The organism is Bradyrhizobium sp. USDA 4501 (assembly GCF_054062115.1).
The window spans coordinates 530,426-551,004 of sequence record NZ_JBSSEX010000001.1 but is presented as its reverse complement, the minus strand read 5'-3'; the positions used below and the strand labels follow the sequence as shown (position 1 = coordinate 551,004).

16 protein-coding genes and 1 pseudogene are annotated in these 20,579 nt (G+C 61.1%); 11 read left to right on the top strand and 6 right to left on the bottom strand.

Annotated elements, in window-relative coordinates; translation table 11 throughout:
• Positions 1-163: 163 nt before the first annotated feature.
• From ACVWZM_RS02670 to ACVWZM_RS02650, 5 genes are all read right to left on the bottom strand, one after another.
• Positions 164-1,414: an HlyD family type I secretion periplasmic adaptor subunit gene (locus ACVWZM_RS02670; protein WP_076826192.1), complete on the bottom strand. Its 1,251-nt coding sequence runs from the start codon at positions 1,412-1,414 to the stop codon at positions 164-166.
• 14 nt (positions 1,415-1,428) lie between these two features.
• On the bottom strand, positions 1,429-3,582 hold the full coding sequence (locus ACVWZM_RS02665) for a type I secretion system permease/ATPase (protein ID WP_456856608.1): 2,154 nt from the start codon (positions 3,580-3,582) through the stop codon (positions 1,429-1,431).
• A gap of 267 nt (positions 3,583-3,849) precedes the next feature.
• On the bottom strand, positions 3,850-5,550 hold the full coding sequence (locus tag ACVWZM_RS02660) for a TolC family outer membrane protein (RefSeq protein WP_057017074.1): 1,701 nt from the start codon (positions 5,548-5,550) through the stop codon (positions 3,850-3,852).
• 270 nt (positions 5,551-5,820) lie between these two features.
• Positions 5,821-6,279, bottom strand: a complete 459-nt coding sequence (locus ACVWZM_RS02655; RefSeq protein ID WP_076826195.1) for a hypothetical protein — start codon at positions 6,277-6,279, stop codon at positions 5,821-5,823.
• Positions 6,280-6,401: 122 nt separating this feature from the next.
• Positions 6,402-6,938: a LabA-like NYN domain-containing protein gene (locus tag ACVWZM_RS02650; RefSeq protein WP_456815942.1), complete on the bottom strand. Its 537-nt coding sequence runs from the start codon at positions 6,936-6,938 to the stop codon at positions 6,402-6,404.
• 125 nt (positions 6,939-7,063) lie between these two features.
• Between ACVWZM_RS02650 and ACVWZM_RS02645 the strand changes: the two genes are divergently transcribed.
• From ACVWZM_RS02645 to ACVWZM_RS02635, 3 genes are all read left to right on the top strand, one after another.
• Positions 7,064-7,279 (top strand): hypothetical protein, encoded by a 216-nt coding sequence (locus tag ACVWZM_RS02645; RefSeq protein WP_168859128.1) that lies wholly within the window; start codon positions 7,064-7,066, stop codon positions 7,277-7,279.
• 473 nt (positions 7,280-7,752) lie between these two features.
• A complete protein-coding gene (locus ACVWZM_RS02640; protein WP_456848368.1) occupies positions 7,753-8,322 on the top strand; it encodes a hypothetical protein in 570 nt (189 codons plus the stop codon).
• A 527-nt stretch (positions 8,323-8,849) separates the two neighbouring features.
• A complete protein-coding gene (locus ACVWZM_RS02635) occupies positions 8,850-9,314 on the top strand; it encodes a nuclear transport factor 2 family protein (RefSeq protein ID WP_076826199.1) in 465 nt (154 codons plus the stop codon).
• Between the two features lie 592 nt (positions 9,315-9,906).
• Here ACVWZM_RS02635 and ACVWZM_RS02630 read toward each other — a convergent pair.
• Positions 9,907-10,059, bottom strand: a complete 153-nt coding sequence (locus ACVWZM_RS02630) for a hypothetical protein (RefSeq protein WP_168859126.1) — start codon at positions 10,057-10,059, stop codon at positions 9,907-9,909.
• A 735-nt stretch (positions 10,060-10,794) separates the two neighbouring features.
• On the opposite strand from ACVWZM_RS02630, the gene ACVWZM_RS02625 reads away from it, so the two are divergent.
• The 8 genes and pseudogenes from ACVWZM_RS02625 (at position 10,795) to tnpC (ending at position 20,084) form a co-directional block, all read left to right on the top strand.
• Entirely contained in the window at positions 10,795-13,581 is a 2,787-nt protein-coding gene (locus ACVWZM_RS02625) for a DUF7507 domain-containing protein (protein ID WP_253587258.1), read from the top strand.
• A gap of 714 nt (positions 13,582-14,295) precedes the next feature.
• The gene (locus ACVWZM_RS02620; RefSeq protein WP_253606702.1) at positions 14,296-14,646 is read left to right on the top strand and encodes a transposase; all 351 of its coding nucleotides are present in this window, start codon (positions 14,296-14,298) and stop codon (positions 14,644-14,646) included.
• Complete coding sequence (tnpB, locus tag ACVWZM_RS02615; RefSeq protein WP_076824769.1) at positions 14,643-14,789, top strand: IS66 family insertion sequence element accessory protein TnpB; 147 nt, start codon at positions 14,643-14,645, stop codon at positions 14,787-14,789. The genes ACVWZM_RS02620 and tnpB (ACVWZM_RS02615) overlap by 4 nt, the downstream gene beginning before the upstream one ends.
• Positions 14,790-14,892: 103 nt before the next feature.
• Positions 14,893-16,131 carry a tyrosine-type recombinase/integrase gene (locus tag ACVWZM_RS02610; RefSeq protein WP_456851741.1) on the top strand — a complete coding sequence of 413 codons (1,239 nt, stop codon included), beginning with the start codon at positions 14,893-14,895 and terminating at the stop codon, positions 16,129-16,131.
• Positions 16,128-17,060, top strand: a complete 933-nt coding sequence (locus tag ACVWZM_RS02605; protein WP_253610414.1) for a tyrosine-type recombinase/integrase — start codon at positions 16,128-16,130, stop codon at positions 17,058-17,060. The genes ACVWZM_RS02610 and ACVWZM_RS02605 overlap by 4 nt, the downstream gene beginning before the upstream one ends.
• Positions 17,057-18,064, top strand: coding sequence for a tyrosine-type recombinase/integrase (locus ACVWZM_RS02600; protein ID WP_456813938.1), 1,008 nt, complete (start codon positions 17,057-17,059; stop codon positions 18,062-18,064). The genes ACVWZM_RS02605 and ACVWZM_RS02600 overlap by 4 nt, the downstream gene beginning before the upstream one ends.
• Before the next feature lie 122 nt (positions 18,065-18,186).
• A pseudogene (gene tnpB, locus ACVWZM_RS02595) lies at positions 18,187-18,417 on the top strand (IS66 family insertion sequence element accessory protein TnpB); the annotation flags it as partial.
• 74 nt (positions 18,418-18,491) lie between these two features.
• Positions 18,492-20,084, top strand: a complete 1,593-nt coding sequence (tnpC, locus tag ACVWZM_RS02590; RefSeq protein ID WP_456851746.1) for an IS66 family transposase — start codon at positions 18,492-18,494, stop codon at positions 20,082-20,084.
• The last annotated feature ends 495 nt before the right edge of the window (positions 20,085-20,579 follow it).

Sequence of the window (20,579 nt, the reverse complement as noted above, 5' to 3'; positions counted from 1 at the left end):
TGTTATCGGGACGCAAACTGGCGCCTTGGCCGCTTAAGCGGAGTTAAGTGGAGGGGGGCGCCACCTCGAATGTCGAAAAGGCGGTCAATCCGGGATTGCCGGTTCGTTCGAAATTGAACGAACCGAGGTTACGACTGGTTAACCACGGCCACCGTGGTCCCGATCACCGTTCGCGCAGCGCCTCGTCACGCAGCAGGCGAGCAGGCTTCACGATGTAGTCCAGCACGGATTTCTCGCCGGTCAGGACCTCGACCGTGGTCACCATGCCCGGAATGATCGGCAGCGGATGCTGCTCGGTGCCGAGATGGTTCTTATCGGTACGCACCATGACCCGGTAGAAGGTCTCCTGGCGTTCGGTCTTTTCCGCCTTGTCGTCGACGATGGTGTCGGCGCTGATGCGTTCGACCTTGCCCTTCAGTGATCCGTAGACCGAGGAATCATAGGCGCTGATCTTCACCACCGCGTCCTGGTCGGGACGGATAAACGCGATGTCCTGGGGACGAATCCGGCCTTCCACCAGCAACGTGTCGTCCAGCGGCACGATGTCCATCAGGTTGGCGCCCGGCTGTACGACGGCACCGATGGTACTGATGTTCAGTTTGTTGACGATGCCGTGGACCGGCGCCTTCAGGTCCGTGCGGCGCACCCGGTCCTGGGCGGACTTGATATTCTCGTCGAGCACGGCGAGGTCGGCGCGCGATTTGGCCAGGTCCTCGTCGGCCTGTGAACGGAACGACGCGGTGATGTTCGCGATCTTCGACTGCGCTTCGGCCAGCTGTCCCTTCATCTCGGTTGCCTGCCGATCAAGTCGCAGCATCTCGATCTCGGGCACGACCTTCTGCTCATACAGCCTGCGCGTCAGGGTCTGCTCGCGCTCCAGGAGTTTGAGGGAGCCGGTGAGGCGAGTGACCTGCTGGTTGAGGACGTCGATGTCCTGCGCGACCTTCTGACCCCGCATCTTGAACACGCTGGTCTCGGTCGCGACGGCGGCGGGAACCATCTTGTCGAGATCATCCGGGAAGGCGATCTCGGCTCGGCCGCGCGCCTCGGCGTCGAGGCGGGCCACCCGCGCCGCCATCGCCGCACGGCGCTCGCGGATTTCGCCGAACTCGGAAGCGAATTTCGTATCATCGATCCGCATCAGGGACTGGCCCTGCTGCACGATGTCGCCTTCCCGGATCAGGATGTCGCCGACGATCCCGCCTTCGAGCGATTGAACCACCTGCATCTGCCGCGACGGCACGACGCGGCCGCTGCCGCGCTTGACCTCGTCCAGCACGGCAAAATGAGCCCAGATCAAGAACGTCGCAAGGAGCGCGCACGACGTCCACAACAGCATGCGGGAGGTGCGCGGCGTGCGCAGCAGCGCCGCGGACCGGATATCATTTGCAAATGTGAAATCGGAAGACGCCATAATGTATTTGCTCGTTATGCAGATTTCGGCTGAATCGTATTCTCCGGCGACGGGGCCGCGGACGCCGGCCGGCCCTGGAGCAAAGCGAGCACCTTGTCGCGCGGGCCGTCGGCAACCAGGCGGCCATTGTCGAACAGCAGCAAGCGATCGACCATGTTCAGCAATGACAGGCGGTGGGTCGAAATGATGATGGTCATGCGATCATCATCGAGGCCCTTGAGCCGCTCAAGGAACTCCTGTTCGCTGCGAATATCGAAGTGCGCCGTCGGCTCGTCGAGAAAGAGCACGCGAGGCTTGCGGATCAGAACGCGCGCGAGTCCGATGGCCTGCTTCTGGCCGCCCGACAGGCTGCGGCCGCCTTCCGAGATGGGCATGTCATAGCCCATCGGGTGACCGGCGATGAAGCTTTCGACGCCCGAAAGCCGCGCGGCAAGCAGGACTTCCTCGTCGGTCGCTTCCGGTTTGCCAAGGGCGATGTTGTCGCGCAGCTTGCCGAAGAACAGGTCGGTATCCTGCATCGCAAAGCCGATGCCGGCGCGCAGGTCCGAGGGATCGTATTGGCGCGAGTCGACGCCATCGACCAGGATGCGGCCCTCCTTCGGCTCGTAAAATCCGAGCAGCAACCTGCCGACCGTGGTCTTGCCAGAGCCCACCCTGCCGATGATGCCGACCCTTTCTCCGCCCTCGATCTTGAAGCTGACCTTTTCGAGCGCGTTAGCCGGCGCGTTGGGGTAGGCGAACGATACGTTCTCGAAGGCGACCTTGCCGTCTTCGATTCGTCTTGCGACGTAGGACCGGGTCGGCGAGCGTTCCCGCTCGATCGACATGATGCGATCGATCGCCTTGAGGGCCGTGATCGTCTGCGTACCCTTGGTGATCACCGCGGCGATCCCGGCGATCGGCGCCAGAACGCGCCCGGCGAGCATGTTTGCGGCGACCAGCGCGCCGACGCTCAGCTTGCCGTCGAGGATCAGGAAAATGCCGACGATGACGAGGAGCAGGCTCGTGATCTGCTGGGCCGTGCTCGCGCTCGTCAGCGACATCGACGACCAGAAGTGAACGTCCTCGCCGGATCGGGCGGTCGCGGCAACCGAGCGTTCCCACAAGGTCTGCATGCGGGCCTCGGCGCCGGTCGCGCGCACGGTTTCGAGGCCGGACAGGGATTCGACCAGCACGCCGTGCCGGGCGGCGGATTCGGCCTGCAGCCGCTTGATGGCCCGATCGAGCGGACGCTGCAGCAGAAAGCCGATCAGCATGACCAGCGGCAGCATGATCAGCGGGATCCAGGCCAGCGGTCCGGCGATGAGGAACAGCACCCCGACGAAGAGGATGGCGAACAGCAGGTCGGTTGCCGAAACCACGCTTCCGGAGGTGAAGAACTCGCGCACCGAGTCGAAGTCGCGGAGCTGATTGGCCAGGATGCCAACCGAAGTCGGCCGCTGCGCCATCTTCACCGACATCACGTGCTCGAAGATGTTTGCGGCCAGCACGACGTCGATGGTCTTGCCGGTCACGTCGATCATGCGGCTGCGGACCATGCGGAAGATGAAATCGAACACGATGCCGAGCCCCATGCCGATCGAGAGCGCGATCAGGGAGGGGATTGCCCCGTTGGGGATGACGCGGTCATAGACGCTCATCGTGAACAGCGGCGTCGCGAGCGCGAGGATGTTGGTCAGAAAAGCCGCGACCGCGATGTGCCCGTAGCTGCGCCAATGCGTCTTCACCACCGACCAGAACCAGTGGCTCTTGGGGATGTCGCCTGCGGCGGCGGCGCGCGCATCGGCCTGCGCCGCGCTTCTCACCAGGAACGCATAGCCGGTATAGTCCGTGGCGAGCGAGGCGATGTCGGCGACGCGCGGGCTGTTCGGCGTCGCCGGATCAACGACCTTGATCGACTTGTTCGCCGGGTCCACACCCAGAAGGATCAGCGCAGAGCCGTTCTTCATGACGAGGACGGCCGGCAGGACCAGCGCGGGAATGTCTGAAATGTCGCGCTTGACGGCCTCGGTCTCCAGACCCGCGCGCCTGGCGGCGCGCTCGTAGAGCGAAACGGACAAGCGTCCGTCCGTGATCGGAAGTCCGCCGAGCAGAGCTTCGCGGCTCACCGCGCGGCCATGATGGGCGGCGAGATAAGTCAACGACGCGGTGAGGGGATCGTCGCCCAGCGCGCGTGGCCTGTTTGTCGCGGCAGGCTTTGAGGTTGAGTCATCCGGCGAGGGGCGGACGGCGTCGGCCGCCGCGCTGGGGGTGCGAAACAACAACTGAAACCTCGACAAGCAAAATGGAAATGCAGCAATCGCATTAGATTTCGGGCAGACTACAACAAACAGCGAACAAATTCAGCGAAACTTATCTTAACGATTAATAAGGAATCGAAAGGGCCCCGACTTGGGGCCCTTCCGGCAGTCCTGTCCTGAGCTTGTTGGCGGTCACTATCGAGCGGAACTCGGGAAGGCCGACAGCAGCCAGTGGGGCTTGGTCGACGCATAGGAGCTCGCGTTCGCCGTGACCGACGGATCCGCGTAAATCACGTTCGGGCCGTCCGCAGCCGTCTTTTGCTGCTGCATCCATTCCGTTGAACCGGGCACCGCTGCGGTCGTCGTCGCACCGGTGAAACGGTCCGCAAAGCCAACGTCCTTCGGCTGGGTTGCCGCATAGGTCTTGGCAGGACGTGCGACAGGCGCCGGAACGGCGACGTGCAGCGGCTCGGACCCGGTTTGCGGGAGGTTCACGCGAAGAGTCGGGAACGAGTAGCGGGGCAGGCCAATCGAAAGCATGTCCGTCGGCGCAGCATCGACCGGCGGCGGAGCCTTCAGGTACTCAATCAGGGTCCCCATCGCGGCCAGCAGCTGGTAGTCGGCGAAAACGACGACGCTGCGGGCGGAGGTGAGCGAGACCGATGCGTTGAAGAACTGGTTCTGCGCGTTCAGGAGATCGATCAGCGAACGCTGGCCGAGTTCATATTCCTTCTGGAACGCCGTGATGGTCTTCCTGGCTGCTTCCAGCTCACGGGTCAGAGCACCGATGCGGGTAGCCGTAATTGTACGGGCATTCCACGCCTTGTCGATCGACTCATACGCGTCGCGCTGCAGGCGGGCGTGGCGCATGGTGGCTTCGGTATAGCGCTCGGCCTTCTCCGACCTGTTCCAGGCATCCTGGCCGCCGCGGAAGATGTCCCACGACATGACGACCTTGCCGCTGTAGTCCTCATGCGTGATGGAGGGAGTCCCGGGGGTCGCCACGTAGGGGTAGGAGTTGTCGTAATGGGTTGCCCGTCCCTCGAGATAGAATTTCGGGCCGAACGTGCCGTCGGTGGCCTTGAACGCATGCTTGGCGGCGTCGGCGTCGGACTGGGCCGCCGCGATCGTCGAATTGAATCGGAGGGTGGTCGCCAGCGCTTCGTCGCGGCTGTGCGGCAATCCTGCGAGAGGGGCGGGGAAGCGAACATTGATCGGCTCAAGGCCAACAACCTTGCGGTACTTTGCCCGGGCGTCATCGAGGCTGCGCTGGAATTCGGCGAGTGCCGCACGGGCAGCTTCGACGCGCTCCCGCGCTTGCTCCAGGTCGCCTTCGCCGGCCCGGCCACCCGAGAAGCGGGAGTTCACGTTTGCAAAGATCTTCTCGTGGTTGGCGACGTTCTGCTGGGCGAGGCTGACCAGCCGGATGTAGCGGACGACGTCCATGTAGCCTTCGGCGGCGTCGAGGGCCAGCAGCTCGGTTCTCTCCTTGACGCGGGAGGCGGCGGCATTGACCCGCGCGGTCTGGCGCCAGACGTCATAGATCGACGAAAAACCGTCCCACAGCAGCTGGCGCACCACGACCGATTCCTGGCTGCCATTGCGCCATGGTCCTGAGCCCACGGTCGGTGCCGCCTGAATGTTCGGGGTGATGAAGCCCGGCGATTGATCGAATTTTTCCGGGCCGTAGCTGGCGTCAATGCGCACCTGCGGCAGCAATGTGCTTTGGGTTTGCCGCAGCTCGCTTTCCGTCGCCCGCCGGTTCGCCGAAGCCTCGCCGATACCCGGGTTGGTCTGCATGGCCTGGCGTAGTGCATCATTAATAGAAAAAACCTCGGCACATGCTGGCGTTGCCGCCAGACATAGGCACGCTATGACCGTGTATGCCGACTTCATAATCTCAGCCCCTACTCACAAAAATATTATGTAGAATCCTCCAAAGGGTAACAAAGGACAGTTCCGCGACCTATGACATTTCAGCCACACAGGCGCCCTAAGTGGGGGCCGAACCATCCGAGGTCCAGTGCGCGCAAATCTAAACATTTTTATTAAAATTCAGTGATTTATATGATGTTCTGTGATCGCGCGAACTGGTGCCGAGCCGCAACACCGGGGACCGGAACATGAAAGATCAGTTAAGCCCATCTTAAGGTTGGCGGCAGCCGGCTACTGCTGGCGACAGGTCGCCAGGTAGGTTGCAACGAAGGGCGCGGCCTTGGTGTCCGCGGAGGGGCCTCCCAGGCGGCTCGTTAGTTTGTAGAGCGACTTGTCGCCAAAATAGAACCGGAAGATCTCGGCCGTGGTGTCGTCCGTGCGGGTCGCAAAGATCGACGCGGCGGTACGGCGGGCGGCCGCAAAGACGTAGGTCGTGAGCTTGGCTCCTCCCTTGCCTTCTGCCGCGACAGATGTCCCCCAGGTGACCGTGAACGTGTCGCCATCGATCACGACGGCGGGCCGGACCGTATCGAGATCGTCATCGATCCACTGGGCGTCACCGCCTTTGCCTGACGGGCCGAGCTCGACCCGTTTGCCCCGCGGCGTGTCGCAGGTGAACCGGGAAGGTTCGGCGACCGCGGCGCTCGTCGCCGCCAAGAACAGCAACAGGCAGCCGACCGACCTCCACATGGGCGTTACCCTCTGTTTCGTTGTTTGGGGGATAGTGATGTCAGCGCGCGACTCGCGCAACTCGGTGATTTACGGACAAGCAGAGCTGCTTTGCTTCCTCGCCGGAAGAGGCGCCCGCGATTTCACTCGGGCGCGATCGGGTGCGCTGGACGTTCGATCGATGCCCTGAGGGTTTCGAGTTCGAGGAAGACGTCAGCTTGCCTGCGAAGCTCATCGGCGATCATGGGAGGCTTTGTTCGGATGCTGGAAACGACCGTCACGCGGACACCAGCCCGCCTGACGGCTTCGACAACGGCGCGCAGATCACCGTCGCCGGAGAACAGGTACGCGTGGTCGATGCGGTGCGCGATTTCCAATGCGTCGACCGCGAGCTCGATGCCGATGCTGCGCTTCATTCGCCGCCGCCCTTCGCCGTCATCGTGCGTTTTGGCTAACTTTCTCCTGACCGCATATCCGTTGTAATCGAGCCAATCCACCAGCGGCCGAAGGCTGCTGAACTCGTCGTCGTCTCTCACGACCGTGTAGAAGTAGGCGCGGACGATCTGTCCATGCTTGCCGAACTCCGAGAGCAGTCGCCGGAAATCGATTTCGAAGCCGAGGTTCTTGACCGTGGTGTGGAGGTTCGCACCATCAATGAAAAGTGCAATGCGATCGGCCATCTCAAATCCCCATGACGCCCGGATCAGTGCTGTACGCTTTGGTTCTGAAAATTCCTCGAGCGCATCGTGGGTGAGCGCCAAAACTGAAATGACTGATCCTAGAGCAAGGACTCGCCCTGGAAAAAGTGAAAATTTTCGCCAACCCGGATGCCATACGAATCGTGCGCCTGTTGATAACAGAACGATCGAAAGTGCGCGGCTGGCCGGCCACGCAAACAACACGGTCGTCGTTGAACAAGGAGGCGGCCGTTTGCGCCGGCGCAGAAAAGCTGGCTGCGATGGCGATTCGGTGGCATCGGCGGTCCGAGCGCCTGCGCGCAGCGTCGATCCTCATCTCCTAGTATCTAAATAAATGGCATCGGACGAAAGCCGCCGTAGACGCCAACAATGGTGCAGCGCGGCGCGCCGTCACAAGGCGACAGTTGCGTCACCGATAAAACTACATCTAAAATCAATCTGGTGTAGCGGCATCATTTCGTGCCGGCGGAATATTTCGAGATACCACTTTTTTGCAGATGCAGATTTTGGTCGATGCCAATTTCGTCAGAGGAAGACCGCCTTGCGTCCCCACATTACGCAGATGGTTTATTCTAGCGGGCGGGTGTGGATGCGCGGCGGCGTGTCTGTCGTGCCGCCTCAACCAGTCTCTCGCATGCATTGCTAACGAGCCGTCGCGATCGACCCATTGCTCGATGTTCCGATCAGCAGGAGGCAGGGTGGGGCGCTCGCGATGGGGCTTGCCGTGATCGATGTGGCAATCGGGCGTCCGATCGAGGCGGGCACCAGGGAGTGTTGGGCAAGGCGCGCGAGATGCTTGGTCGTTCTCTCGTTCTGCATCATGCTGTCCTGTTGCGGGGCCGCTCGCCAGGCCATCGAGAAGGAGGCGAAACCGGCACCGGATCCAATAACGGAGACGGCAACAGCGGCCACAGAGCCGACACCAGCGGCGACAACGACACCGACGCCGACGCCGGAGGCGACAGGGACGCCGGCACCGGCGGCGGAACCGGTCAACCTGAACGGCGCACTCGCGGAATGCCGGAACGCGTTTCCGGATCAGATCGCGCAGGCGGTCGCGAGAGCGTCGTGTGTGATCAAAGCGACCGAGCTCGTCCGACCGCTATTGCCGTTTCCCGATCTGCTCGATCGGGAGAATGCGCTGCGCAAAGCGCTGGCCGAGCAGGTTCAAGCAAGAACAATGTCCCTGCTTGAGCGCAACATCCAGATTCAGAAGCTGCATTCGCAGCTCCTCGAAGAAGAGCGCAGCAGGCTATCGGCCGCGCCGGCGGACGGGAGCAAGCCGCAGCTGGCGGTCACGCAATGGCGGCAATCCAATGGGGAAAGTTGCGGCCGGCTCGGAGGCGACTCGGGGACGTGTTATTGAGTGGAAGGTCATAGGTCCGCCTCTTCCCGAGAGGTGGCTCGCCTACACTGCGGCAATTGGGCGGTCCGAGCCGATCCTCATCATGGGAGGACGAGCCGTGGCAGTTTGTTGAGAAGCTATGTCGGAATCGACGTCGCGAATCTGAAAAATGCCATCGCGATCGCCGAAACAAGCCGGTGAGGAGAGGTTCGCTTTTTCGTGAGGTCGATGCGTCGGCGACCGGCATGCGTCGAGTCTTTAAACGGATCGCCAGCCGGCTTGTTGGTGTGCATCTCTGTGCGAGGCTGGTTCGACTAGCCACGGGCTTTATCGCCTGATCCTGTGGCTCGGCCACGAACACGACCGTGGGTGCCTCAGATAGCTTCGCACGTGGTGGGTGGGCTGTTAGAGCGCGTGCTGCGCGAAGCGCCCACAGGCCGACGCACTTTGATCTGCATCAAGGTCTAGGCTGGCGATCACGGACTAAGCAAGCGATGGAGGCGGGCCTCCGCCTCCATCCCTGAGGCTTCAACAGAGGGAAGAACATTATGCGCAAATTATCCGGAGCAGTATGTTTCTCACTGTTACTTTCTGCAGTTCCTGCAAATGCATTCGATCAAAGTCAGAAGGACGAACTCGGGAAGATTAGCACCGCCTATGAGCAGTATTTCAACAAGCAGGATGCTGCAGGCATTACTTCACTTTTTGCGAAAAATTACCTGCGCGTTACGCCAATGGGGATTGTTGACAACACGAAATATTATGAAGGAGCGTTCAAGGCCGGGATGAATCACTTGGAAATAAGAACAACCGACGTTCAGCTCTTGTCGGAGAACATGGCTATGCGAACCGGCGAGGCCCGCGTAACCGGCAAGAGTGAGAAAGGTGATCCTCTGGAATTGAACGCCTTCTGGACCAGTCTCGATGTTCGTGAGAATGGCCAGTGGAAAATTCGTATGCTGACGTCGATGCCCAAGGCACCGCCGCAGCCGCAAGAGGAAGCAGCCAAATAACCTGAGGCGTCGGCGAACTTCGGGGCGGCAACTGCCGCCCCACATTCCGTGCTACAACTCCGGGGATCCTTGTGGCCCGTGGCTTGGGTCTCGGCGGGCTTGATCCCGGGCTGCGCCGCCCTGCCGATGCGTGCGACGGCACGTCGGAGACCAGAATGCGCCGGGTCGTTGAACGGATCGCCAGCCGATTTGTCGGTGTGCAGCTCTGTTACGGAGCCTGTCCGACCGGCTACGGCCTGTATCGTCTGATCCTATTGCTCGGCCTTGAATACGCAACCCTGATGCGAGGAATACGGCGATCTGGTGAAGACTAACCGCCGAGGCCCCATCAACTTGATCATGCGCGAGCCCAGAACACGTCTGGCGGATCGAGAGCGAGCTTGGCGCGCCTTCGGCCTTTACCTGGGCGCAAACCAAATGCTCGGCAACACCAAGGCGCACCTCGCGTCTTACGTCGCTGGCAAATGGAAGAGCCAGCGCAGGATCGGGCCTGGCGCGCAGGTGTCGACGTGTGGGGCGTCATCAGGCCTAATTAGCGTACCGCGTCCCTGCGAGGCTGCGTCGGCATGCCCGGCGCCCCAGGTTTTTCTCGTCAAAGCCTGCGGATTGCATCGCGTGCCGGTCTCTCAAGGACACCTTCAGATTCGCCCCATGATCCACGGTTCGTTCCAAGCGATAGCACTGCAATGGTCAACGCGGCGATGACATAGAGGAGGAATTCGGGGCGCGTGACGTTGAACATCATTTGAGTCCTCGTTCGCCTCTGTTTGCGTCTGCTCAGGTGGCGTGCGTGGTTCTAAAATTCCACGGGCGTATCCAGGGTGAGCACCCTAGCCGAAATGATTAATCCTGGAGCAAGGACTTGGCAGGGAAGAAGCGGAAGTTCTTGCGATCGCGGGTAGCGTACGAATCGTGCGCTTTCTGATAAGACGGCGGTCGCGGGCCGGCTTGCAAGCGGCCATGCCATTATTTTGATATTCTGCGCGTTCGTGCCGCGGAAGGTCTGCCAGGCGCTCCCGCGATCAGGGAATTTGGGAGCCGTCTCGAGAGGAGCTGCGATACCTGCTCGTTCGGCGCAGAAGCTTGGTCTGCGCGGAGAGGTCCACAATTACCTGCATCGTTGGCCGGAGGGCTTGCGTCCGAAGCGAGCGCCGAGCAACGGTTCGACCGGATTTGAAATTTCAATGGTCATCCAGCAGGAATCATTTGCATTTTTGAGGTCGGCGCGCTGGCGAAAGCTCGGAAAAGCGGAGATCGGATGCGCGGGGGAGATCGATCTCTTCCCGGATAGGTTGATATTGCGTTAATTTGAAAAAGCGGATTACATGCCGGTTTGAATTTGTGTGTCCCCGCAGCGCGTTAGCGGTGCGGTTTTTTTGCTGCGTGCGCTTAGCGACCGCGTGCAATGCGCGGTCAGGTGATCCGGATACAGCGCCGGATCATTGCCGCGAATGCTCATATTTTAGGGGGTTTATGCTTCATGGCTACCATCGACGTTACAGCTCAGAGCTCAACAGCCACCACCGATACCGGAGCAGTTTTCACGAACGTAGCGTCGGTTGCTTCGACCGGCACAGGCGTATTCGACAGCTTTCTGGTTATCCAGAACAACGGCACCGAGCAGGGCTACAATACGGATGGCTCGCCTCTGCCGCTTGACGACAAACAAGCATCGCATACCAACGCAATCCTGCTTTCGTCGATTCCGGTGGTCACCGGAGATGGTCAGAACGGCACCGTTGCAGGAACTCAGTACCTCGAGTTCAGACTCGACATCAATCAAAACGGGTCGGCCAACCAACCCCAATTGATCTCGTTGGATCAATTGAAGATCTATCAGGAAAGCAGCGGTAATCTCCTGACCGACTTCGCCGGCGAAACGCCGAAATTCGACCTTGGCGACAATACGGTTTTGCTTAACGCGCAGTGGGATGCGGGCAGCGGCAAGGGTGATTATGTGATCCTTGTCCCACTTTCCAATTTCGATACGTCCGGAGCCGACCCTTACGTTTATCTCTATTCGCAGTTTGGCGCTGTTGGCGGTGACTATGCTGCAAATAGCGGTTTTGAAGAATGGGGTGTCATCGGAAGTGGAGGGAGCGGGCTCGGCGCGCTGAGCGTCGTCAAACAGGTTCACGATATCGATGGCAATACTCAAAATTTGGTGGTCGACCATGCCGGCCAGCAGATTGATTACAGCATTGAGGTTGGGAATACCGGAACGGGCGTGCTTACCCTGACGTCAGTTACCGACCAAATCGAAAGCTTAGGCGCCACGGCTGCTGTTGCCGTGACAACGACTTTCAATAATGCGACGTACAATCTGGGTGATACGAACCATAATAACCTGCTCGATCCCGGCGAACACTGGCAGTACACAGCCTCGTACACCGTTCAGCAGGCTGATATCGACCATGATGGCTACGGCACCGGCGCAGGTGGCGCGCCAGGTGATGGCTTCATCGACAACCTGGCTACAGCATCAGCACCGGGTGTTCCCGATGCTATGGATACAGCGTCTGTCGCAATCGACTACAAGCCGTCGATGTCGATCGATAAGACGGTGGTATCGGTCGACGACGTCAATGGTGACGGGCTGACCGACGCGGGCGACGTCATTCACTACAACATCCATGTCGCGAACACGGGTAATGTGACGCTGACGGGCGTGACGGTGACTGACCCGCTGACGGGCGATCCGGCGGGCGGTTTGTCGACGCTTAACGTCGGTAGCAGCGAGGATCTGGTGGCGACCTACACGCTGACGCAGGCCGACATCGACAACCACGGCTCCAACCTGGTTGATCTCATCCAGGACGACAAGATCACCAATACGGCGACCGCGGACAGCGACCAGACCTCCCCGGTCAGCGACTCGGTTGATCAGCCGATCGACTACAAGCCGTCGATGTCGATCGTGAAGACAGTGGTGTCGGTAGATGACGTCAATGGTGACGGGCTGACCGACGCGGGCGACATCATTCACTACAATATCCATGTCGCGAACACGGGTGACGTGACGTTGACCGGCGTGACGGTGACCGACCCGCTGACGGGCGATCCGACGGGTGGCCTATCGACCCTGGCGGTTGGGAGCAGCGAGGATCTGGCGGCGACCTACACGCTGACGCAGTCTGACATCGACAATCACGGCTCGAACCTGGTTGATCTTACCCAGGACGACAAGATCACCAATACGGCGACCGCGGATAGCGACCAGACCACCCCGGTCAGCGACTCGGTGGATCAACCGATCGACTACAAGCCGTCGGTCGATCTGACCAAGTCGGTCCTTTCCGTCACGGGAGGGCATGCTGATCATGTTGGCGATGTCATCACCTATCAGATCACCGTGGAGAACACCGGCGACGTGACGCTAACCGGGGTCAAAGTAACGGATGCGCTAGAAGGCTATTCCCTTGCCACGTTGGACAATTCGACCGTGACCGGAGACAACGGAAACCACGTCCTCGATGTGGGTGAAACCTGGACCTACACAACGACCCACACATTGACCCAAGCGGACTTGGACAACAACTGGCTCAATGGTGGCGATGGCGTATTCGATAATACCGCCACGGTCACTGACAATCAAAACGTAACGGACTACGACACGGCTCACGTCCTACTGGGACCGGGCGTGCGGACGCCCGGCTTCTGGGCACAAAAGACCTGGCAAACATTCTGGGACGGTAACGCAAATAATCAACCTAAGCAGGCCGGAACAGATGGCTTTGCGAGCGGCGAAATCACCTATGCCGTAGATTCAAATCACGACACACATGTTACCTCTGCTGACAAAGCGGGTCTCTTGATCGGTGATTACAATCTCAACGGAGTCCAGGACATCGGCGAAAACGTGCTGTTCATCTCGACGGCCGATGCACTTACGCTGCTGAATGCGTCCGACAAGCAGGTCCAGGATGGCCGCTATATGTTGGGCAGGGACGTCGTAGCCACTTGGCTCAATTATCTTGAAGGTAATGCAATCGGAAATGGTTCGGCCGGCACTGCAAGGCACGACATTGATGATGCAATCAAGTGGCTCGAATACACGCAAGCCAAACCGGGTGCCATCGAAAACAGTGCGGATTTCCATACCTTGTCGGTGGCGGACGACCTTACGTCGAGCTCGGCCGTCAAGACGTCATCTGCGATATGGAGCGGCCCGGTGGTAAATGTGCCGCTGCTCGGTCAAGCCATCGATCTCTCGGCAAGCCATCTCCACACCGATCTAGATCACTACAACAACTTAGGCTTCGTCTGACCGCACGACAGAGGAGGGGCTCGGACGAGAGTATTCTCGTTCGGGATCCTCTGCTTGCCCACGGGATACCGGCATTGCCGTCAGCCGTACTCATGAGACGCCCGGTGACCCGGTCAATCGCGCAGCAGGATCTGAGGGACAATGTCCGGCGCGCGCGTCGTTTCGCGCTGTATCGTGCTGGCCTGTTGCGGGGGCGCTCGCCATGCCATCGAGCAGGCGGCCGAGCCTGAGCCGCCAGCGGTCAACCTGAAGGCGCGCTCACGGAATGCCGCAGCGCCTTCCCCGACCAGATCGCACAGGCGGTGCAGCGCGCGTCCTGCGTAATCAAGGCGGCCGAACCCGTTCGGTCGCTGGCGTTTCCGAGAGTACAACGCGCAAAGCGTTGGCAGAGCAGGTGCAAGCACGGGCCATTTCCCTGCTCGAGCGCAACATCCAGATCCAGAAGCTTCATTCGCAGCTGCTCGAAGAGGAGCGCAGCAGGCTATCGGCCGCGCCGGCGCGCGGACTGTTCAGTGACGAAACAAGGCATGGTCGGGATGGCGTCGGAGCCCGCGGCGCCCAAACCGGCGCTACGCGTGGATACGACGTTTGAGGGTAAGCGGCAAGGAGACCCCGTCTGGCGGAGGGGGTGAACGATCGGCTATCGGCTGCTAAGTTTGTGAGCCGATGTGAGCTTCTATGTCTGCGCCTAGTTCTGGAACTAGAACCTTCCATATGATCGAAGCGGTCGCCGACCGTCTTGAGGGAGCGCCGCGGCAGCTTCGCCGACGCTGGTCGGACGAGTTTAAGGCCCAAGTCGTGATGGAGGCGCTGGAGCCTGGCGCGAGCGTCTCGGCGATCGCCCGCCGGATCGGCATTCACCCGTCGCAGCTGTTCGCCTGGCGCCGTGACGCTCGGGCCGAGCGGCGGCGTTATCGCTCACGGCACTCGAGTTGCGAGGGTGTGGTGGCGCCTGTGGCAGGCGCGGTGATCGAGATTGCCATTGGCGAGGTGATCGTGCGCGCCGGCGTGGACGTCGACGAGGCGCAGTTGCAGCGGGTGATCCGGGCGGTCCGTTCGGCATGATCCCCTCCGGCGTGAAGGTGTTCCTGGCGAGCCATCCAGTCGACTTCCGCAAGGGTATCGATGGCCTTGTTGCGCTGGTGCGCGATGCCGGCTCAGATCCGTTCTTATGTGTCGGACGAGATTATGTGGCGGAGGCGCTCTAACGCCAGCCCGGGCCGGCCACGGCTGGATTCCTCCGCCACATAATATTTCGTGCCCCTCGTGGCGACGCGGGATCCCCCTGCGCCGTAACGCCGGAGGGGCACAATGCTCGAGTTCTATTTTTCGTACCGCGGGGTGCTTAAACGCCTTCGTGACGGGGCGCTCGGCGCCGAGATGGATCGCATCGCGGGGCACTTTTTCTCGCTCGGTTACAAGCAAGCATCCGCTAAGCTTTATCTGAGCCGGATCGCGCGGTTCGGCCGTTTTGCTGCAGCACATTGCGGTTCACGGCCGATCGGCGAAGCTATCGTCGATAGCTATCTATGCACATTCACCACGGACTCACCACGGATTGCGGCAGTGTCTGCGATCCAACACGCGCGACGGGTGGCGCCCGAACGATTCATTGCTTCGACGCCCATTGTAGTCGATGATCCGGACGCTCCGCTTTTGCGCTCCTTTTCTCACTATCTGAGCAGGGTACGAGGCCTTGAGCCAAGGTCCCGCGATGGCGTTCTCTTGGGCGCACGGCGCTTTCTGGATTGGCTCCACCATCGCCATCCTGGCCAAGACCTCGAGGCGTTGACGGCAGAGCATGTCCTTGCCGCTGTCGAGTATCGGCTGTCGCTCTCGGCGACCTCCGGCACTCGCACGGCGGCGATCTCTCACATCCGAACGTTTCTCCGCTTTCTGCATTGGGGTGGTCACCACGAGCAGGATCTGGCTCCCATCGTTCCAAGAACGCCATATTGGCGACTGGCCCATTTACCGCCCCGGCTTTCGTGGGATGATGTTCGCCGCGCCATCGATGCGATCGGCAAGGTGACGCCGATCGACCTTCGCGATCGAGCTGTTCTGTTGTTGCTCGCCACCACAGGCATTCGCAACGGCGAGCTACGCGCTCTTCAGCTCCGGGATATCGACTGGCGAGCTGGTGAGTTTTTTGTCCGGCGCACCAAGGGCAAGCGTGACCGAGTGGCCCCGCTCATCGAGGAGACCGGCGCCGCGCTCGCCGACTATATCCTGCGGGCTAGACCGAAGGTCGATAGTAAGCATCTGTTCCTGTCCTTCACGCCGCCCGTGGGACCATTCAAGTACGCGTCGTCTGTTTCAAGGATCGTGCGGAGGCGGTTGCAGCATGGTGGGATCGAGCTCGGTCGCGTCGGAGGCGCACATCTCCTGCGCCACAGTCTAGCCACCCAGCTCGTCGGGCGACGAAGGCCGATCAACGAGGTCGCCGATCTTCTAGGGCACCGAAGCATCAACACAACGGCGCTGTACGTGAAGGTCGCGGCCTCGCAGCTCGCTGAGGTCGCGCTCCCCTTTCCGGGAGGCGCCGCATGACTGCCTTCGCCGCATTCCTCGGCGACAAGGTCGAGCGCTACATCGAGCTGCGCCGCTCCCTCGGCTACGCCTTCAACAAGCAAGCCGGCACGCTGCGGGCTTTCGTTCGCTACGTCGAGCAATCTCAGCTGGGTGCGCCCGCCACCCGGACGATGGCGCTGGACTTCGTCCTATCGTTCGGTGGCGCCGCCGACAGCCGCGCGGTCCGTCACGGCGTGCTCCGCCGATTCTACGAGTACCTGGTCCTCTACGCCCCCCAGACCGAGGTCTTGGAGCGCAAAGCTTTCCCGCGGTCCAGGGCGATTCCGCCGCCGCGCATCCTAAGTGAGGCTGAGCTGACGTCGCTTATCGACGCATGCAGCTTCATTTCGCCAGGGAACCCTCTCAGGGGCCGTACGATGGCGACGCTAATCGGATTGTTGGCCAGCACGGGATTACGATCGGGCGAAGCGGTCAGCCTTGATCGCGGCGACGTCGATCTGACCAACGGGATCGTCCTCGTCCGTAAAACCAAGTTCCGTAAAGACCGCCTGATTCCTGTTCACCCAACGACCCAGGCAGCCCTTCGTCGATACGCCCGTGAGCGCGACACCGTGTTTCCCAGGCCCAAAGGCGAGGCCTTCTTCCTCAGCTCGCGAGGCTGCCGTCTGTCAGCGACCGGCCTGCAAAGCAACTTCGCTAAGGTCCGCAAGCTCGCGGGTCTTGACAATGGCAAGCCTCTGCGACCGCACGATCTCCGGCACCGGTTCGCGGTGACCAGGCTCAGGCTGTGGCACCAACAGCGCGCAGACGTCCAAGCGCTGCTGCCCTTACTCGCCACCTACCTCGGCCACGCCAACTATAGCGACACAGCCTACTACCTCACCGGCTCGTCGGATCTCCTCGCCATCGCGGCTGAGCGCGCCTTCCTCGACGGAGGCGCGGCATGAACGAACACCTCCTGCTGGCGCCGCTCCTGGAGTCGTACTTTCGTCGCCGGTTGACCAAGCAGCGCAACGCGACCTCCGCGACCTTAGCCAGCTATCGCGATGCCTTGCGCATGCTGATCCTCTTTGCCGCCGCCCATTTGGGGAAGAAGCCGGCGGCGCTGGCCCTTGAGGATCTCGATCGGGACCTTGTTCTCGCCTTTCTTGACGAGCTTGAGGAGAAGCGGAACAACTCCGTCGCAACGCGCAACGCCCGATTAGCCGCGATCCGATCCTTCTTCCATCACGTCGCTGCCGCCGATCCCGCCTCGTTCGGCGTCGCCCAACGGGTTCTGACGATCCCCACCAAACGGGCCCACATCGAGGTGACGCATCATCTCACCAACGCCGAGGTGGAGGCCATCATCGCAGCCCCTGATCAGACGACGCCCCGCGGCCGGCGCGACCGGGCCTTTCTGCTCTTCTTGGCGAGAACCGGCGCTCGCGTGTCCGAAGCGACTGGCGTCAACGCGAACGACCTTCAGTTGGAGCGAGGACGCCCGCAGGTGCTGCTTCATGGCAAAGGACGCCGAGATCGCGTCGTTCCCATTCCTAAGGATCTGGTGCGATCGCTGACGGACCTATTGAGCGAACGCGGTCTCGCCAATCATGAACCGCGGCCGATCTTCGTCGGGGTTCACAACGAGCGCCTGACGCGTTTCGGCGCGACACACATCGTGCGGCGTGCCGCCTCCCAGGCCGGGTCCACGAGGCCAAGCTTGGAGGGCAAGCCGATATCGCCGCACATCTTCCGGCATTCCCTCGCCATGAAGCTTCTCCGGTCAGGTGTGGACCTCCTGACGATCCAGGCTTGGCTTGGCCATGCTCAGGTCGCCACAACCCACCGATACGCCGCTGCGGATGTCGAGATGATGCGCCGGGGACTTGAGAAGGCGGGCGTCTCAGGCGACCGCAGCGCGCGCTTCCGGCCGAACGACACCATCCTGCAGCTGCTGGCCAACATCTGATTATTATGTGGCGGAGAAACCCTGAGTGGCCGGCCCGGGCTGGCGTTAGAGCGCCTCCGCCACATAATCTCGTCCGACACATAAAAACGGTTATGTTGCACGCAACATAACCGTTCGACGGTGCGCTTTATGTGTTCCGCGCCAAAAGAGCCGACCGAATAAAGATCGTATGGTGGGATGGCTCCGGCGTGTGCCTCTATTTAAAACGGCTTGAGAAGGCGAGGTTCTGCTGGCCGCGGATCGGGCATCATCGGGTGCAGCTGAATGCTGCGCAGTTGATGGCACTGGTGGATGGGATGGACTGGAAGCGGGTCCGGACCGCGGCGGTCAAGCCGCCGGAGATTGTTGGGTAAAAGCACTGCGGCGAAGTGAATCAGCGGCCTGAAAGGGCAAGAGAACCGGGGCAAAATGTGCTCTGGTCGGGTCAATGACGCCGCCCGATCTCAGCCTCCCGAATGACGTAGAGACGCTGAAAGCCATGGTGCTTGCCATGGCCGAGAAAGCGGCCCGCGCCGATGCTCTGGAGAGCGAAGTCGCCGATCTCAAGGCCCGCAACGCCGATGCCGATGCGCGCATCGAGCGGCTGACGCAAATCCTGAAGGCCTTCGACCGCGCCCGGTTCGGCCGACGATCGGAGAAGCTCGGCTCGGCGAACGGCGACGATGAACAGCAGGCCCTCGTCTTCGAGGAGATCGAGACCGGCATCGCCGCGATCAAGGCCCAGGTCAGCAAGGGCCGTGCGCAGGCGGATGGCAAGCGTGCACCGCGTCGGCGCAAGGGCTTTGCGCCCCATCTGGAACGGATCGAAACCGTCATTGAGCCGGAAGAGCTGGCTGAGCATGCCGGCAAGCAGAAGGTGCTGATCGGCGAGGACGTGTCGGAGCGCCTGGATGTGGTGCCGGCGAAGTTCCGGGTGATCGTCACGCGCCGTCCCAGGTATGCCTTCAAGAACGCGGACGGCGTCATCCAGGCGCCGGCCCCGGCCCATATCATTGAAGGAGGCATTCCGACGGAAGCGCTTCTGGCCCAGATCGCCGTCGCCAAATATGCCGACGGCCTGCCGCTCTACCGGCAGGAGGCTATCTACGCCCGCGATCATGTCGAGCTCGACCGCCAGCTGATGGCGCAATGGATGGGCAAGCTCGGCTTCGAGCTCGAGATCGTGGCCGACAACATCTTCAGCGAGGTCAAGAAGGCCGAACGGGTCTTTGCCGACGAAACCACCTTGCCGACGCTCGCTCCGGGCTCCGGATCGACAAAGACGGCCTACTTATGGGCCTATGCCCGGGATGACCGAACCTTTGGCCGCAGCGGTCCCCCGATGGTGGCTTATCGCTTCGAAGACAGCCGCTCCGGCGAATGCGCGGTCCGCCATCTCAATGGTTATCGCGGCATCCTGCAAGTGGATGGCTATGCCGCCTATAACAAGCTCGCGCGATCCGATCGCGGCAATGATGGCATCACATTGGCTGGCTGCTGGTCACACTGCAGACGCAAGTTCTACGAGCTGCATGTTGCAGGGAGCTCGGAAGTGGCAACGGCGACGGTCGAGCGGATGGCAAGGCTCTGGCAGGTCGAGAAGACCGTGCGCGGTCAAAGCCCCGACGCTCGCGTTGCCGCGCGCCAGCAAACCTCCGCGGCGATCGTCGCAGATCTCTTCGATCTCTGGCAGCAGACCTTGCGGCGGATCTCCGGCAAATCAAAACTGGCTGAGGCGATCCGCTATGCCGTCTCGCGCCGTGCCATCTTCGAACGCTTCCTGACCGATGGTCGCATCGAGCTCGACTCCAACGTCGTCGAACGCGCCATCAGGCCACTAACAATCACGAGAAAGAATAGCCTCTTCGCTGGCAGCGACGGCGGCGGACGAACCTGGGCGACCATCGCAACGCTGCTGCAGACGGCGAAAATGAACAACGTCGATCCGTTCGCCTGGCTCGCCTTAACACTTCAGCGTATCGCCAACGGCTGGCCGAGCAGCCAAATCGACGCGCTTATGCCATGGAACCACGCAGCCTGACGGCCTCAGCTTGCCGCTTACGTTTGAGGCGACCCCGTAAATCAACGGGGCATTGTTGACGACAGGAGGGAACCACATGGCGGCACGGCGTTAATCGTTAAAGTAGAGCAAATCGCACGGCTCTAGACGGCTGCGCAAATTTGCGGCAAATTGCATTCAATTAGGTTTAGAGGTTTGGCCGCCCGCAGTCTTGCGGACCAGGCGCCGAAGCCTCTCGAAGCTGAATATTGAAAGACAAGAAAAATTGCGAGCATGCGGAGTGCAGGGCCGCACGCGAAACGGGCAGGGTAATGGCGGTCGGAGTCTTTTCACGGTAGGCGTCTAATGGCACATGGGCGGCCTTTTGGCCGCGCGCCCCACGAATATTGCTGATGGGCATCGTGTACGTGTTGTTGTGAATTGATTTTCGGGTGCGATCACGCCTGCTCTGCGTCGGCAGAGTTCAAGGAGTGTGTATTGAGTCGCATTGTTTCATCCCGAAGGTCCGACCAATGA